General features: G+C 52.7%; 15 protein-coding genes. 12 read left to right on the top strand and 3 right to left on the bottom strand.

Features of this window, described 5'->3' with window-relative positions:
• Nucleotides 1-103: 103 nt before the first annotated feature.
• Complete coding sequence (locus RUM_RS10365; RefSeq protein ID WP_015559060.1) at nt 104-1,255, bottom strand: DUF4317 domain-containing protein; 1,152 nt, start codon at nt 1,253-1,255, stop codon at nt 104-106.
• 457 nt (nt 1,256-1,712) lie between these two features.
• Between RUM_RS10365 and RUM_RS10370 the strand changes: the two genes are divergently transcribed.
• Genes RUM_RS10370 through RUM_RS10410 form a run of 9 tightly spaced genes read left to right on the top strand, consistent with a single transcriptional unit; the run spans nt 1,713 to nt 10,371 of the window.
• Entirely contained in the window at nt 1,713-2,024 is a 312-nt protein-coding gene (locus RUM_RS10370) for a Vacuolar (H+)-ATPase G subunit (protein ID WP_015559061.1), read from the top strand.
• A 2-nt stretch (nt 2,025-2,026) separates the two neighbouring features.
• Entirely contained in the window at nt 2,027-3,088 is a 1,062-nt protein-coding gene (locus RUM_RS10375) for a V-type ATPase subunit (RefSeq protein ID WP_041326415.1), read from the top strand.
• Nucleotides 3,089-3,114: 26 nt separating this feature from the next.
• Nucleotides 3,115-5,061, top strand: a complete 1,947-nt coding sequence (locus RUM_RS10380) for a V-type ATP synthase subunit I (RefSeq protein WP_015559062.1) — start codon at nt 3,115-3,117, stop codon at nt 5,059-5,061.
• A gap of 21 nt (nt 5,062-5,082) precedes the next feature.
• A complete protein-coding gene (locus tag RUM_RS10385; protein ID WP_015559063.1) occupies nt 5,083-5,520 on the top strand; it encodes an ATP synthase subunit C in 438 nt (145 codons plus the stop codon).
• A gap of 48 nt (nt 5,521-5,568) precedes the next feature.
• On the top strand, nt 5,569-5,877 hold the full coding sequence (locus RUM_RS10390; RefSeq protein WP_015559064.1) for a V-type ATP synthase subunit F: 309 nt from the start codon (nt 5,569-5,571) through the stop codon (nt 5,875-5,877).
• Between the two features lie 33 nt (nt 5,878-5,910).
• Nucleotides 5,911-6,492: a V-type ATP synthase subunit E gene (locus tag RUM_RS10395; protein WP_015559065.1), complete on the top strand. Its 582-nt coding sequence runs from the start codon at nt 5,911-5,913 to the stop codon at nt 6,490-6,492.
• A 60-nt stretch (nt 6,493-6,552) separates the two neighbouring features.
• On the top strand, nt 6,553-8,331 hold the full coding sequence (locus RUM_RS10400; RefSeq protein ID WP_041326794.1) for a V-type ATP synthase subunit A: 1,779 nt from the start codon (nt 6,553-6,555) through the stop codon (nt 8,329-8,331).
• Nucleotides 8,328-9,725, top strand: coding sequence for a V-type ATP synthase subunit B (locus RUM_RS10405; protein WP_015559066.1), 1,398 nt, complete (start codon nt 8,328-8,330; stop codon nt 9,723-9,725). Before RUM_RS10400 ends, RUM_RS10405 begins: the two co-directional genes overlap by 4 nt.
• Before the next feature lie 16 nt (nt 9,726-9,741).
• Nucleotides 9,742-10,371 carry a V-type ATP synthase subunit D gene (locus RUM_RS10410; RefSeq protein WP_015559067.1) on the top strand — a complete coding sequence of 210 codons (630 nt, stop codon included), beginning with the start codon at nt 9,742-9,744 and terminating at the stop codon, nt 10,369-10,371.
• A 49-nt stretch (nt 10,372-10,420) separates the two neighbouring features.
• Here RUM_RS10410 and RUM_RS10415 read toward each other — a convergent pair whose 3' ends face one another.
• Nucleotides 10,421-10,771, bottom strand: coding sequence for a hypothetical protein (locus RUM_RS10415; protein ID WP_015559068.1), 351 nt, complete (start codon nt 10,769-10,771; stop codon nt 10,421-10,423).
• Between the two features lie 267 nt (nt 10,772-11,038).
• On the opposite strand from RUM_RS10415, the gene RUM_RS10420 reads away from it, so the two are divergent.
• Nucleotides 11,039-12,319: an aspartate aminotransferase type Ic gene (locus RUM_RS10420; protein WP_015559069.1), complete on the top strand. Its 1,281-nt coding sequence runs from the start codon at nt 11,039-11,041 to the stop codon at nt 12,317-12,319.
• Nucleotides 12,320-12,368: 49 nt separating this feature from the next.
• On the opposite strand, the gene RUM_RS10425 is transcribed toward RUM_RS10420, so the two are convergent.
• Nucleotides 12,369-13,250, bottom strand: coding sequence for a LysR family transcriptional regulator (locus RUM_RS10425; RefSeq protein WP_015559070.1), 882 nt, complete (start codon nt 13,248-13,250; stop codon nt 12,369-12,371).
• A gap of 152 nt (nt 13,251-13,402) precedes the next feature.
• On the opposite strand from RUM_RS10425, the gene RUM_RS10430 reads away from it, so the two are divergent.
• Together RUM_RS10430 and RUM_RS10435 are read left to right on the top strand one after the other, a co-directional pair.
• Nucleotides 13,403-14,170, top strand: coding sequence for a carboxymuconolactone decarboxylase family protein (locus tag RUM_RS10430; protein ID WP_015559071.1), 768 nt, complete (start codon nt 13,403-13,405; stop codon nt 14,168-14,170).
• 2 nt (nt 14,171-14,172) lie between these two features.
• Complete coding sequence (locus RUM_RS10435) at nt 14,173-14,646, top strand: flavodoxin (protein ID WP_015559072.1); 474 nt, start codon at nt 14,173-14,175, stop codon at nt 14,644-14,646.
• Nucleotides 14,647-15,113 lie beyond the last annotated feature (467 nt).

Genomic DNA, 15,113 nt, shown 5'->3' on the forward strand with positions numbered 1-15,113 from the left:
CTCATGATTGTATTACCGCCATTCCTGTTTTATAATTTAATTTCATTATACACTGTTAAAACTGTTTTGTCAATGGCAGTAAATCATTATTTTTTATGAAATTCTATTCCTCCGACGCTGCCGGCTGATACAGCTTTGCCGTCAGTCCGTTGATCTCCACGCAGGGATCGTCCAGATCGATCAGCAGACAGTGCCGCCCCCCGATCACACTGGTGCGCACCTTATCTGTTGCGCCAGGCTTGATATGCACCGTGATCTCCGGAGTGGAAACAACGGTCTTTGTTTCGATCAGATTGGATACGGTCAGAGGTGCATCCCCTACGGTTTTCTGATAGACGGTCTCCACCACGTCCAGCTTCTCCCGGCTGACCCCAACGTCATACAGCAGATCCTTCAGCTTGCTGCTGTCCAGAGTAGGCACTTCTGTTTCTGTTTTGTGATCCGCCGCCACCTCCGCCAACCGTTCGTTGACGCTGGTGATCATCATATAGTCCAGATCCTCTCCGGCAACTGTTCGCAGAATGGTCTGGAACTCTGCCTTCTCCTCCTTGGGACACATGAGGAACTGACAGCCCAGCACATCCTCCACAATGGACAGGTTGGGCTTGTTGGGCTTCTGGGAATAATACATCATGTGGTTGATATCCGGAGAACGGTCACTGAACACCGGGAACAGGAACCCATCGGAGGGTGCCTTGCTGACGATCAGCTCCGTATTCTCCTTCTTCACCAGCGCATTGTCAAATTCGCTGTATACAAAACCGTCATCCCCCGTATTAGCCGGACAGAATCCGGCAAGCAGGAAGCTGTATTCCTCATCGGCAGTTTCGTTGTATTCATCATTTTTGTCCTTTGTACGGATTGTATAGGTGCAGTAAGCACAGGTAAAGGCAAAAGCAGATGCATACTGGATCTTTTCGGACAAATGGGTCAGAAAGGCGTCAATCGGCTCCTCCGCCTCCAGCTTGGTCTGCAGCAGCTGATACAGCATCTGCTGAGTCCCCCCCTGTGCATACTGCTCATTGGGAAATGCATACTCCGTCAGCGCCTTGCCCACACTGGGGCTGAGCACCCGCCGCAGGGTATCCTTCCATACAGCACGGCTGTCCTCCGGCATGGTGATACAGGACTGCACCTGTCGGCAGCGCACATTCTTTTCCGGGTCTATGTATGCGGTCAGCATCCGGTGCATGACCATAAAACCGCTGGCGTCCGTAAAATTCTTTCGGATCTCTCCCACTTCTTTTTTATTCATATTCATTGCCTCCCTTGTTCCTTGCGATACCCCGGAGCATTGCGTTCGGCATGGCTCGGGTTACGCTGTCCATATTATTTTATCATAGCCAAAAAACGCTGTCAATGTTGCATCCGAACGCAGAAGCCATATCAGAATGATATCAGCGGCATATGTATGATACATTTTACATGTATCCGCACATGCATTATAATATATCCGTTACAAAACATCCACATCACTTGCACAATGCCGCAAGCACAAGCCAGTATACAGGATTCTAAGCTACATTGTACGAGAAACCGATAGATTTGGAGCAAAACTGTGTGCATTTTGGTGATTTTGTAGAAAAACATTGACTTTTTCTATGACAGGTATATAATAATAAGTTGAAAAAGATCAACCTCTCTGTCATGCAAAAAGCAATGCATGCCTACATGCAGGGCTGCATGCACAGGCAGTAAACGGAGGAATCAGTATGGAAAACATTGTAACAAGAATCATCGAGATCGATCGGGAGGCGAACGAAAAGCTTGCCCAGTCCAAACAGCAGCAGCAACAGCTCCTTGCGGATGCACGGGCAGAGGCGCAGCAGCAGGAGGAGGAGCTGGAAAAGCGGGCGGACAACCGGATCTCCCAAGTGGAGCTTTACCATGAAGGCGAGTACCGGCGTATCAGCCAGGAGCTGAGCGAAAAGTTTGATGCGGCTGTGACGGCGCTGAACAAAAGCTTTGAGGAGCGGCACGAACAGATCGAAACTGAGATTTTTAATAGAATTGTAGGTGAATAGCCTTGTCTGCGCTTGATAAAAACGCACATTATGCGACAATCACCAAAATCAGGACACAGTACGGCAAGCGCCTGAAGCAGGCGGACTACGAGGAGTTGCTGTCCAAAAAATCCGTCGTGGAAGCAACGGAGTATTTAAAGGGCAATACGAAGTACAGCGAGGCTTTGTCCAACATCGATGCTTCCACTATTCACAGAGGATACCTGGAAATGATCCTGCGGCGGAATCTGTTTGAACGGTATCTGGAATTCTGCAAGTTCCAGCAGCTGGATCGCAAGCCCTTCTACCGGTTCCGCATCGTGGAATACGAGATCAAGTCCCTGCTGCACGGTATCATGTGCATGAACGCCGGTTCCATGCAGTCCTTCATCTCCTCCCTGCCTGCGTACCTGGTGAAATACGCCTCCTTCCCGGTGCTGGATCTTGGCAAAGCCACCAGCTTCTCGGAGATCCTGGCGGTGATCCACAATACCCCCTATTATCAGGTTCTGAAGGATGTGCCTGTCCGGCAGGATGGGCTGGCGGACTACAGCAAGTGCGAATTGCAGCTGCGTACCTATTACATGCGCTGGCTGCTGAATCTGGCAACCAAAGAATTCAAGGGCACAGCACGGAAAGCGCTGACCCAGCAGATCGAAATGCAGACGGATCTGATCAATATCATCAACGCCTACCGGATGAAATGCGACTTCCATGCCACTGCGGACGAGCTGAATGAAGCCATGCTTCCCTTCTCCGGGCGGCTGTCCAAAACCAAGCTGCAGGAGCTGTACGCCGCACCCAGTACGGAGGAGTTTCTCCGGGTGCTGGGGGATACGATCTACGGCAAGCAGATTGAAGAACTGGACAAATGCACGGACAGCGTACATTTCGAGCATGAGCTGACAAAGCTCCGGTGCAATCTGGCACGGCGCTCTCTAGTGCTGGCGGAGGATGTGGCAGTGAGCCTGTACTCCATGATGTACCTGCTGGAAACTGAGGTGACCAATATTATCACCATTATTGAAGGCATCCGGTATCAGAAGGATATTTCCTATATTGAAAATCTCCTTGTGATCCAGTAAGATGACGAACAGAAAGGGGTGTACAAATGTCGTCAATCGAAAAAATGGAGCTGGTCAACATTGTGGGACTGCTCAAATATCTGGACGATACGCTGATACAATGTATCCGCAGCGGTGTGTTCCACATCGAACAGTCCAGTCAGATTGCTGAAGAATCCGGTGCCGCCGGCTTTGTCAATCTGCATGAGCAAAACCCCTACAAGGATCTGCTCAAGCAAATCATTTCCATTGATCTGGACGGCTACAAGCTGCACGAAGCGGACACTGCTCCCGCAGCGGGCATGACCGATCAGGAGATGAAAGACTATATTGCGGATATGCACATGCGATGCTCCGCATTTTCCGCACAGATTGCCCAGTATACGGATTACATCGCAGAACGGACACAGGCGCTCAAGCAGCTGGAGCATTTGCAGGGCATGAACGTGGATCTGCAAAAGCTGTTCCAGTGCTCTCATATCGCCATCCGGTTCGGCAAGCTGCCTTCCGACAGCTATCTGAAGCTCAGCTACTACCAGGAAAAAACCTTCCTGTTCCTGCCCTATGACGACGATGGGGAGTACCGATGGGGCTTCTACTTTGCGCCAAAGGACAGCATTACGGAAACCGATGAGATCATGCGTTCCCTGTTCTTTGAACGAATATGGATGCCGGATTTTGTAACCGGTACGCCGGAGCAGGCTACCAATGACCTGAAGGCGGATCTGGAAAGCGCCCAGACAGAACTGTATGAAGCCCACAAGGCACAGCAGGAGCTTCTGGCACGGGAATCCGAAAAGATCAACGCTGTATTCTGCAAGGTCAAGTTCCTGTACGAAAAATTCAAGCTGCGGAGTTTTGCTTCCGTTTACCGGGATAAGTTCTACCTGGTGGGATTCATTCCCGCAAAGGAACAGGATCGGTTCAAAAAGCTGTTTGCAGATATTCCGGATGTGTCCATCATCTGCAAGCCACCGGAAACCGCCTCCCACATTGAAACGCCGGTCAAGCTCAAGAACAACTTCTTCACCCGACCCTTTTCCATGTTCGTGGAAATGTACGGACTGCCCAAATACAACGGCTTTAACCCCACCGGACTGGTTGCCATCACCTACACCATCCTGTTCGGCATCATGTTCGGGGATCTGGGACATGGTCTGGTGGTTTCCCTGTTCGGCTTCCTGTTCTACAAAAAGACCAAGAACCAGCTAGGTGCCATTCTTGCCCGCATCGGTCTTTCCAGCGCCTTCTTCGGACTGATCTTCGGTTCGGTCTTCGGCTTTGAGCATGCGCTGGATCCTTTGTACCACGCCATCGGTCTTGCCCATAAACCAATCGAGGTCATGGAAAACATCAACCTGATCCTGTTCGGTGCCATCGGCATCGGCGTGGTGCTGATTCTGATTTCCATCGTCATCAACACAATCCTCAACCTGAAGAAAAAGGATTACACAGAAGCGCTGTTCGGCAACAACGGACTATTTGGTCTGATCTTCTTCGGCGCCATCCTGTTCATGCTGGTGGGCACCATGTTCCTGAAGATCAACCTGGTAAAGCCCTGGTACATTCTCCTGTTCCTGGTGCTGCCCATCGTGATTATGTTCTTCCGGGAGCCTCTGGGCTGTCTGATGGAGCATAAGAAATACCACGTTGAAAGCGTCGGTGACTTTATCGCCTCCAACTTCTTCGAGGTATTCGAGTTCCTGCTCAGCTACGCAACCAACACCCTTTCCTTCGTCAGAATCGGTGGCTTCGTCTTTTCCCACGCCGGCATGATGTCCGTTGTGATGATGCTGTCCAAGACCGCATCCGCCGGTGCGTCCCCCATTATCATCGTGCTTGGCAACCTGTTTGTCATCGGCATGGAGGGCGTTCTGGCAGCCATCCAGGTTCTGCGTCTGGAATTTTACGAAATCTTCTCCCGGTTCTATACCGAGAGCGACGGCAAGGCGTTTACGCCTGTATCCATCAGTTACGATCCCATTGTGGAATAATTTGTTTTGGAGGTTATCATTATGAACATCTTTGAACTTCTGCTTTTCCCCCTGCTGGCCGTTATCCTGCTGACCGTTCCGGTCATCGCCATCATCAGAAACCGTAAGGGCGGCAAGATCGCTAAGCGTGCGTTTCTCTTTAATCTCTGCGGATTCTTCGCAGTACTGGCTCTGGCAATCATCCTGCCGGTGGGCGGCTTCATCAGCGCAGACGCAGTAGAAACTGCTGAAAACGCAGTAAACAGCAGCGCAGGGCTGGGCTACATCGCAGCAGCACTGTCCACCGGTCTTGGTTCCATCGGCTGTGGTATCGCAGTAGGCAGCGCAGCGCCTGCCGCAATCGGCGCCGTTGCAGAAGAGCCCAAGTCCTTCTCCAAGTCCCTGATCTTTGTAGCACTGGGTGAAGGTGTTGCACTGTACGGCTTCCTGATCTCCTTCATTATCCTGAACTCTCTTTGATTCCCGGATTCAGAAAGGAGGCGGCCGCAGCCGGGCTGCCGCAAGCATATGCAGTTTTATGTAATCAGTGACAACATTGACACCCGCATGGGAATGCGCCTTGCCGGGATCGACGGTGTGGTGGTACATGAGGAAGAAGAGGTGCGCAATGCCTTGCGCAATGCCCTTGCGAACCGGAGCATCGGGGTGATCCTGATGACGGAAAAGCTGGTGCGGCTGTGCGATTCCTTTGTGTACGACATCAAGCTCAACCGCAAGACCCCGCTGATCGTGGAGATCCCCGACCGGCACGGCACATCCCAGATCACACAGACCATCTCCCGGTATGTGTCCGACGCCATCGGCGTGACCATTTAGGGCGACTGAGTTCACCGAAAGGACGGGATACAAATGGAACAATTTCAACAGGAAAAGCTCGACCGCTTTGTCAATTCAGTAGACGGAGAGGTGGATGCACAGATTTCTGATATGATCCAGGAGGCGCAGCAGCAGGGCGAAGAAATCAAGTCAACTGCAAAGGATGCAGCGCTGAAGGCTTCCTATGACCGGATCCAGAAGGCAGTCAAGGAAACAGAAGCCCAGTACAAGCGTATGATCGCACAGGCTGAGCAGGAGCATCACTGCTCCCTGCTTTCCCACCGGGAGGCTCTGGTTGAAAAGATCTTTGAGAACATCCGGCAGCGCCTGGTGCAGTTTCATCAGGGTGCGTCCTACCCGGCTTATCTGCAAAAGCAGATCCGGGATGTGAAGCTGGACGCAAACAGCGTCATTTACCTGGCTCCGGCTGACATGCAGTATGCGGATCTTCTGAAGGGTACCTCCGGCGCACAGGTCTGTGAGGATGACTCCATCCTGCTGGGCGGACTGAGCATCACCGCCAAGGACAGCAAGTGCATCATTGACAAAACGCTTGACACCGCCTTCGATGAACAACGCAAGGCGTTCAGCACAACCTATCATTTAGGCGAATAACCGGGCAGGAGAAGCAATGGCGCTTTTTGTCACTGCTTCTCTATTCGGTTTCATGAGGTGATAAATTTGAATACGATATTTTCCGTAAACGGCCCTGTTGTAAAGGTCAAGGATACAAAGGACTTTTCCATGATGGAAATGGTCTATGTGGGGGAAAAGAAGCTGATCGGCGAGGTCATCGGCATTACCGAATCCTTCACCACCATCCAGGTATATGAGGTCACCACCGGTCTGAAGGTGGGGGAGCCTGTTTACACCACCGGCGCACCCATGTGCGCCACACTGGGTCCCGGCATCCTCTCCAACATCTTCGACGGCATTGAGCGTCCCCTCAAGCAGATCGCAGATAAAACCGGCGCATTCATTGCGGAAGGCACCAATATTCCGGCGCTGGACGAAACCCGTACCTTTGACGTGACCATGACCGTCAAGGTGGGGGATCAGCTCAAGGGGGGCGATGTCTACGCCACCTGTCCGGAGACCCCTGTGGTGAAGCATCACTGCATGGTCTCCCCCCTGCTGTCCGGCGAAGTGGTATGGGTGGCGGACAACGGCAGCTACCATGTCAACGATGTGGTATGCAAGCTGAAGAATGCAAAGGGCAATCTGGAAGAACTGACCCTGTGCCAGAAATGGCCCATCCGGCAATCCCGCCCCATTGCGGACAGAAAGCCGATTTCCCGGCCTTTGATCACCGGTCAGCGTGTCATCGACACCATTGTGCCCATTGCAAAGGGCGGCACCGCTGCCATTCCGGGCGGATTTGGTACCGGCAAGACCATGACCCAGCATCAGCTGGCAAAGTGGTGCGATGCGGACATCATCGTATACATCGGCTGTGGTGAGCGGGGCAACGAAATGACGCAGGTTCTGGATGAATTCTCCGAACTGATCGACCCTAAGACCAACCGTCCCCTGACGGACAGAACCGTGCTGATCGCCAACACCTCCAACATGCCGGTTGCCGCCCGTGAGGCTTCCATCTATACCGGCATCACGCTGGCGGAATACTACCGGGATATGGGCTATCACATCGCCATCATGGCGGATTCCACCTCCCGTTGGGCGGAGGCGCTCCGGGAAATTTCCGGTCGTCTGGAGGAAATGCCGGCGGAGGAAGGCTTCCCTGCATATCTCCCCTCCCGTCTGTCCGAGTTCTATGAGCGTGCAAGCTATGTAGAGACCCTGAACGGCAGAGAGGGCAGCGTCACCATCATCGGTGCTGTATCCCCTCAGGGTTCCGACTTCTCCGAGCCGGTAACACAGAACACCAAGCGGTTCGTCCGCTGCTTCTGGGCGCTGGACAAGGCGCTTGCCTACGCAAGGCACTATCCTGCCATCAACTGGAACACCAGCTACAGCGAATATGTGCCGGATCTGGCGGATTTCTACACCCAGCAGGTGGATCCGGACTTCCTGACCTTCCGGCAGGAGATCTCCAATCTGCTGATCGAAGAAAACAAGCTGATGGATATCGTCAAGCTGATCGGCTCCGATGTGCTGCCGGACGATCAGAAACTGATCATTGAAATTGCCCGGGTCATCCGTGTAGGATTCCTACAGCAAAACGCATACCACAAGGATGATACCTATGTGCCTCTGAAAAAGCAGTTTCTGATGATGGGTCTGATCCTGCACCTGTATCACGGGGCACAGGCACAGGTTTCCCAAGGAGTTCCCCTGAGTGAAGTGGTGCAGACCGGTCTGTTTGAGAAGGTCATCAAGGTCAAGTACGACATTCCCAACGATCAGCCGGAGCTGTTTGCGGTTTACAAGAAAGACATTGACGCAGCGTTCGAGAAGCTGAGCGCCGCACGGGAGGAGGGACAAATCGCATGAGTCTGCAATATCTTGGATTGAATGAGATCAACGGACCGCTGGTTGTCCTGGATCAGGTCAGCGGCATCAGCTATGACGAGGTTGCGGAGCTGCATCTGGAGGACGGCACGGAGCGTCTGGGTCGTGTGGTAGAAATTTCCGGCGACAAGGCAGTGCTCCAGGTGTTCGAGGGCACAAAGGGGCTTTCTCTGAAGAATACCAAAACAAAATTTCTGGGACGGCCTATGGAAATGCCACTGTCTGAGGAAGTATTGGGCAGAGTGTTCAACGGCGCAGGCAAGCCCATTGACGGACTGGGAGATATTTTCCCGGAAAAGTTTGCGGACATCAACGGCAAGCCGCTGAACCCGGTTGCCAGAACCTATCCGAGAAACTACATTCGCACGGGCATTTCCTCCATCGACTGCCTGATGACCTTGATTCGTGGACAGAAGCTGCCCATCTTTTCCGGTTCCGGCTTGTCCCACAACAAGCTGGCAGTGCAGATCGTGCGGCAAGCCCAGATCGCAGAGGACAGCGGAGAGAAATTTGCCGTTGTATTCGCTGCCATGGGTGTCAAAAACGACGTGGCGGATTACTTCCGCAAGAGCTTTGAGGACAGCGGTGTGCTTCAGAATGTAGCCATGTTCCTGAACCTGTCCAACGACCCCATCATTGAGCGTATCCTGACGCCCCGCTGTGCACTGACCGTTGCGGAGTATCTGGCATATGAAAAGAATATGCACATTCTGGTTATTCTGACGGATATGACCTCCTATGCAGAGGCGCTCCGGGAGTTTTCCTCCTCAAAGGGTGAGATTCCAGGCAGAAAGGGCTATCCGGGCTATCTGTACTCCGACCTGGCTTCCCTGTATGAGCGGGCAGGCATTGTCAACGGGGCAAAGGGCAGCGTAACCCAGATCCCGATTCTGACCATGCCCAACGACGATATCACCCACCCGGTGCCGGATCTGACCGGATACATCACGGAGGGACAGATTGTACTGGATCGGAACCTGGATCAGACCGGTATTTATCCGCCGATCTCCGTGCTGCCTTCCCTGTCCCGTTTGATGAAGGACGGCATCGGTGAGGGCTTCACCAGAAGCGACCATGCGGCAGTGTCCAACCAACTGTTCGCTTCCTATGCAAAGGTGCAGGAGGCACGGTCTCTGGCTTCCGTTATCGGCGAGGAAGAGCTTTCTGACACGGACAAGAAGTACATGGAGTTCGGCGTATACTTTGAGAAGTACTTCATCAATCAGGGCTTTGACGAAAACAGAACCATTGAGGAAACACTGGATCTGGGATGGGATTTACTGTCCGTCCTGCCCATGAGCGAGCTGGATCGTGTGGACGAAGCCCTGTTGAAGGAAAAGTACAATCCGGAAAATGCAAAGAGATTTACACGCTGACAAGGAGTGAGAGCGTATGGCTGAACAGGTTTTTCCCACAAAGGGCAATCTGATCAATGCGAAAAAAACACTGGGATTGTGCCGGCTGGGGTATGATCTGATGGATCGTAAGCGCAACATTCTCATTCGGGAAATGATGTCTTTGATCGAAAAGGCAAAATCCCTGCGTGGTGAGATCGAGGATACCTATAAAACCGCCTATGCTGCCCTGCAGGAAGCCAATATCACACTGGGGGTCATTGACCAGATCGCCGAAGCAGTGCCCATCGAAAACGGCATCAGCCTGGTATCCCACAGCGTTATGGGTGTGGAGCTGCCTCAGCTGACTCTGGAGGAGAGCCAGGACAAGAGCCTGGTGCCCTACGGATTTCTCAACACCAATTCCCAGTTGGATCACGCCTACGTTTCCTTCCGGAAGGTGGTACAGACCACCACCGTTCTGGCAGAGGTGGAAAACAGCATCTACCGGCTCGCCACAGCCATCAAAAAGACCCAGCGCCGTGCCAATGCCTTGCGGAACATTCTCATTCCCCGTTATGAGGGCATCGTGAAGTTCATTACGGACAACCTGGAGGAAAAGGACCGGGAGGAATTTGCCCGTATGAAGGTCATCAAGGTGCAGAAGCGCAAGAAGGCAGAAGCATAAACATTGCCCGCAGCACACACTGCGGGCATTTTTTTGCCGGAACATCGGGCTATGTAAGCAGCTCACGGAGCATCCCGTCCGCCTGTTCCAGCTTCACCAGCCGCATGAAATCATAGCTTTCACAAAGCTGTGTACAGTGCTCCAGAAGGGCTTGATCCGCATCTACATCCAACAGCAGGATCGTTCCCACCAGTGCCTCATCCGTCCACCGGAGCTGGGAGATCAGCCGCCGGATCCGCACCTGCGCACGGGCGTCCCCCTTCCGCAGAGGGATGATGGTCACAAGCCCTGCCCCGCTGCACTCCCGATCCTTGCACAGCACATGGGTCAACTCGTTCACTGTCAGCAGTGTCAGCATCACGCAAAGCAAGAGCACACCGGTAATAAAAACGCCTTCCATTCTCGTTCCTCCCCTTCGGGTATTACCCGCTTTTTTCTTAGAATATGCCCCGCCGGGAAAAGTGTGAAAAGGCGCACAGAAAAAAGACATTGTTCTTCCTAAAAAGACACTTGTTCTCGGTATGCTGACACAATTCACAAATAATCGCAGTGTGGAATTGCCCTTTTCGTCAAAATCCTACTTGTTATTTTTCTGTCACTATGCTATAATATACAAAGGTTACTGGGAATGCGCCCAGAATTCAATCAGAAAACCGGAGGTCATCCAATGAAAGCGTTAACAGCATGTACAAAAGCGGAATTGGCTGCTTGCAAGCAGGAATACGAAGCAGAATATCAGGATTTCAAAGCACAGAACCTCAAGCTCGATATGTCCAGAGGCAAGCCGGCACCGGAACAGCTGGATCTGTCCATGCCTATGATGGATGTGCTGACTTCTAAGGATCTGCTCCAGACTGAAAACGGCTTCGACTGCCGCAACTACGGTCTGATCGACGGCATCCCGGAAGCTAAACGTATGTTCGCCGACATTCTGGGCGTTTCCGACAAGGAAATCATCATCTGCGGCAATTCCAGTCTGAACGTGATGTTCGACACGGTGGCTGCCGCTTATACACACGGCATTCTGGGGAATACCCCCTGGTGTCAGCAGAAGGACGTAAAGTTCCTCTGCCCGGTTCCCGGCTATGACCGGCATTTCTCCATCTGTGAATGGTTCGGCATTGAAATGATCAACGTGCCTCTGAAGGAGGACGGCCCGGATATGGACCTGGTAGAAAAGCTTGTTTCCGCCGACAGTTCTATCAAGGGCATCTGGTGCGTGCCCCAGTATGCAAACCCCACAGGCTGCTGCTACAGTGACCAGGTAGTACGCCGGTTTGCAAACCTCAAGCCAAAGGCGCCGGACTTCCGGATCTTCTGGGATAATGCCTACTGCATCCACCATCTGGTGGAAAATCCGCCGCAGGTGCTGAATCTGATGGACGCATGCAAGGAAGCAGGCAATCCCAATCTGCCCTACATCTTCGCATCCACCTCAAAGGTCAGCTTTCCCGGCTCCGGCATTTCTATGATCGCCGGCAGCGAGGAGAACATGAGCGACCTGAAAAAAACCATGTCCATCCGTACCATCGGTTATGACAAGATCAACCAGCTGCGGCATGTCCGGTTCTTCCATGATGCAGCAGGTCTGCGGGCGCATATGGAAAAGCACCGGCTCATCATCCGCCCCAAGTTCGAGGCAGTCATTAACAAGCTGAACGCTGACATCCGTCCACTGGGGATCGCTGACTGGACGGAGCCAAAGGGGGGCTACTTCATCTCCTTCAATTCCATGCCCGGCTGCGCAAAGCGGATCGTACAGCTTTGCAAGGAGGCAGGGGTCACTCTGACCGGCGCCGGCGCAACCTACCCCTACGGCAAGGATCCGGAGGATCGGAACATCCGGATCGCTCCCACCTACCCCAGCGTTGCAGAGCTGACAAAGGCAATGGAGCTGTTCTGCATCTGCGTCAAGCTGGCAAGCGTGGAAAAGCTGCTGGCAGAATAATTCAGCATACGAAAGGCACCTTTGCGTGGAGCACGGGTGCCTTTGCTGTTTATTGGATGGTTTCCCGTTTGAAATCCTCCAGAAAGCGCTCCGCTGCTTTAGAAAAGACCTGGTACTTTTTCCAGACCAGATACATCTGCGCCGGCTTCAAAGGATAAAAGGGGCGGAAACACAGATTGCTTTCCCCCGAACAGTTGATGAGCTTATCCAGCGTGATGGCATAACCCATGCCCTCATCCACCAGCAGAGAGCCATTAAAGATCAGATTGGAGGTCGCCGAGATCCGGATCCGTTCCTTCGGCAGTCCCAGCCATTCAGACAAGCCCTCCAGATCCTCCCGCTGCCGGGACACGATCAAGGGACGATCCGCCAGCATGTCGGCGGTAATATAGGGCTGTGGAGCAAGGTCGCTGTCCCTGCGCATCAGCACCCCCCAAGTATCATACACCGGAAATTTGATATGGGCAAAGCCGGAAATATCCGCCGGTTCAAACAAAACGCCAAAATCGATCAGCCCCTTATTCAGCTTATCGATCACGTCAACGGAATCCCCACTGATATTGTGAAAGATGATGCCCGGATGCGCCTGACGGATCTTCTGGACGATCCGGGCAATGATCCGGACAGCGTCCGTTTCTCCGGCACCCACATACACATCGCCGGTGATCTCCTCATTGTCCCCTGCCAGCTCCGTTTCCGTTTTCTTTACCAGATCCAGGATCTCCTCCGCACGCTTTCGCAGCAGCATGCCATCCTCCGTCAGCTTGACGTTGTAATTTCCCCGTTCCAGCAGGTTTTTTCCCAGTTCTTCTTCCAGCTGCCGCAGCTGCCTGGACAGGGTGGGCTGGGTAATGTGCAGCTTTTCCGCCGCTTTGGTGATGTTCTCCTCCCGGGCAACTGTGAGAAAATAGCGCAGTACTCTGATTTCCATTCCGCACCTCCCGAAACCAGTATACCACATTCAGAAATGCTTTTCAAGCATATCAGAGCATGCAAAACAAGTATTGGACAATTACGGAACGGGAGCGTATAATAGGTGTCAGAAAAGCAAAACCTGACAGATGCAGAGAATGGAGGATGCATATGCAGAACATCACACAAACAGCCGGCAGAGACCAGCTGGGCACATTTGCGCCGAGCTTTGCCCATTATAACGACGATATCCTGTTCGGGGAAAACTGGAACGATCCCCACATGGATTTGAAAACCAGATGCATCATCACCTTCGTTGCCCTCATGGCATCCGGCATCACGGATTCCTCTTTGGTGTATCACTTACAGAACGCCAAAGCAAACGGCGTCACAAAGGAAGAAGCTGCCGCTATCATCACCCATACGGCATTTTATGTGGGCTGGCCGAAAGGCTGGGCAGTGCTGCGGCTTGCGAAGGAGGTATGGGCGGAGGAAGCTCCGGCAGAACAGGGCATGGCTGCCCACGCTGCCTCCATGCTGTTCCCCATCGGCGCACCCAACGACGGCTTTGCCCAATATTTCAGCGGCAAAAGCTATCTGGCACCGATCTCCACTGCGCAAGTGGGAATCTTCAACGTAACCTTTGAGCCTGGATGCAGAAACAACTGGCACATCCATCGGGCAGACAAAGGCGGCGGTCAGATCCTGCTGTGTGTAGGAGGACGTGGCTATTACCAGGAATGGGGCAAGCCTGCGATCATGATGCAGCCCGGCGACTGTATCAATATCCCGGCAGGCGTCAAGCATTGGCACGGTGCCGCACCGGACAGTTGGTTCTCCCACCTGGCAATCGAAGCGCCCGGCGAGAACTGCTCTAATCAGTGGCTGGAGCCGGTGGAGGACGTACAATACAACAGCATAGAGAACACGGAGGGATAACCATGAAAAAAGCATTGGTCGCATATTTCAGCGCCAGCGGCGTTACCGCAAAACTGGCGGAGCAGCTGGCATCCGCCATTGGAGCGGATCTGCATCAGATCCAGCCGGAAACCCCTTATACAAAGGCGGATCTGAACTGGATGGATCAGCAAAGCCGCAGCAGCGTGGAGTGTCACAACAAAGCATGCAGACCCGCCATTGCAAACAAGCTGGAGCATCCGGAGGCGTATGACACGATATTTGTCGGCTTCCCAATCTGGTGGTATGTGGCACCGAACATCATCAACACCTTCCTGGAGCAGTATGACTGGACGGGGAAAACCATCATTCCCTTTGCCACATCCGGCGGAAGCGGTATGGGCAAGACCAACCAGGAACTGGCTCCATCCTGTCCCGGCGCATTGCTGAAGGAAGGCAGGGTGCTCTCTCCGTACTCCAGTAAGCAGGCGCTGGAAGCATGGGCAAATGCCCTTTGAGAAAACCGAATCCGTTCCACAGCATGTAAACCCGGAGGTTGCCGGATTTGCGTGCTGTTTTGTGTCCAAAATACATCAAGGTGTGTACATGCGTGTACATCCTGTGTACATCGGATAACCCGGAAATGTACACACCCGCAACCCACGTAAAATAGGGCTTTGTGGCACTTTTCAACAGGGGTTGTGTACATTGTGTACATAGGGCAAGGGTATATTCGCAGATTGCATCTCTTGTAAACATATATGCACTTAAATGGTTAAAATTTAATGTTTATCTTTATAGAATTACTTAGGAGATATAAAATCATTCTCAGAGACAAAACAGAACGTATGTTCCTGGATCGATCTGAAACGGGGTTGGGTTTTCACCCCCCCTACCCCCATGTACACAATGTACACACCTTATGTTGAAAACCAGAAAAAAGCCCGAAAAACTGGGGCTAGATGGTGTGTACATTTTCAGAAAA

The organism is Ruminococcus champanellensis 18P13 = JCM 17042 (assembly GCF_000210095.1).
GTDB lineage: Bacteria > Bacillota > Clostridia > Oscillospirales > Ruminococcaceae > Ruminococcus_F > Ruminococcus_F champanellensis.

What these genes read in the sequence shown, in the direction of transcription:
- RUM_RS10395 (WP_015559065.1), top strand. Translation starts at nt 5,911, where the DNA reads ATGGAACAATTTCAACAGGAAAAGCTCGACCGCTTTGTCAATTCAGTA.
- RUM_RS10385 (WP_015559063.1), top strand. Translation starts at nt 5,083, where the DNA reads ATGAACATCTTTGAACTTCTGCTTTTCCCCCTGCTGGCCGTTATCCTG.
- RUM_RS10420 (WP_015559069.1), top strand. Translation starts at nt 11,039, where the DNA reads ATGAAAGCGTTAACAGCATGTACAAAAGCGGAATTGGCTGCTTGCAAG.
- RUM_RS10410 (WP_015559067.1), top strand. Translation starts at nt 9,742, where the DNA reads ATGGCTGAACAGGTTTTTCCCACAAAGGGCAATCTGATCAATGCGAAA.
- RUM_RS10370 (WP_015559061.1), top strand. Translation starts at nt 1,713, where the DNA reads ATGGAAAACATTGTAACAAGAATCATCGAGATCGATCGGGAGGCGAAC.
- RUM_RS10380 (WP_015559062.1), top strand. Translation starts at nt 3,115, where the DNA reads ATGTCGTCAATCGAAAAAATGGAGCTGGTCAACATTGTGGGACTGCTC.
- RUM_RS10365 (WP_015559060.1), bottom strand. Translation starts at nt 1,255, where the DNA reads ATGAATAAAAAAGAAGTGGGAGAGATCCGAAAGAATTTTACGGACGCC.
- RUM_RS10430 (WP_015559071.1), top strand. Translation starts at nt 13,403, where the DNA reads ATGCAGAACATCACACAAACAGCCGGCAGAGACCAGCTGGGCACATTT.
- RUM_RS10405 (WP_015559066.1), top strand. Translation starts at nt 8,328, where the DNA reads ATGAGTCTGCAATATCTTGGATTGAATGAGATCAACGGACCGCTGGTT.
- RUM_RS10415 (WP_015559068.1), bottom strand. Translation starts at nt 10,771, where the DNA reads ATGGAAGGCGTTTTTATTACCGGTGTGCTCTTGCTTTGCGTGATGCTG.
- RUM_RS10425 (WP_015559070.1), bottom strand. Translation starts at nt 13,250, where the DNA reads ATGGAAATCAGAGTACTGCGCTATTTTCTCACAGTTGCCCGGGAGGAG.
- RUM_RS10435 (WP_015559072.1), top strand. Translation starts at nt 14,173, where the DNA reads ATGAAAAAAGCATTGGTCGCATATTTCAGCGCCAGCGGCGTTACCGCA.
- RUM_RS10390 (WP_015559064.1), top strand. Translation starts at nt 5,569, where the DNA reads ATGCAGTTTTATGTAATCAGTGACAACATTGACACCCGCATGGGAATG.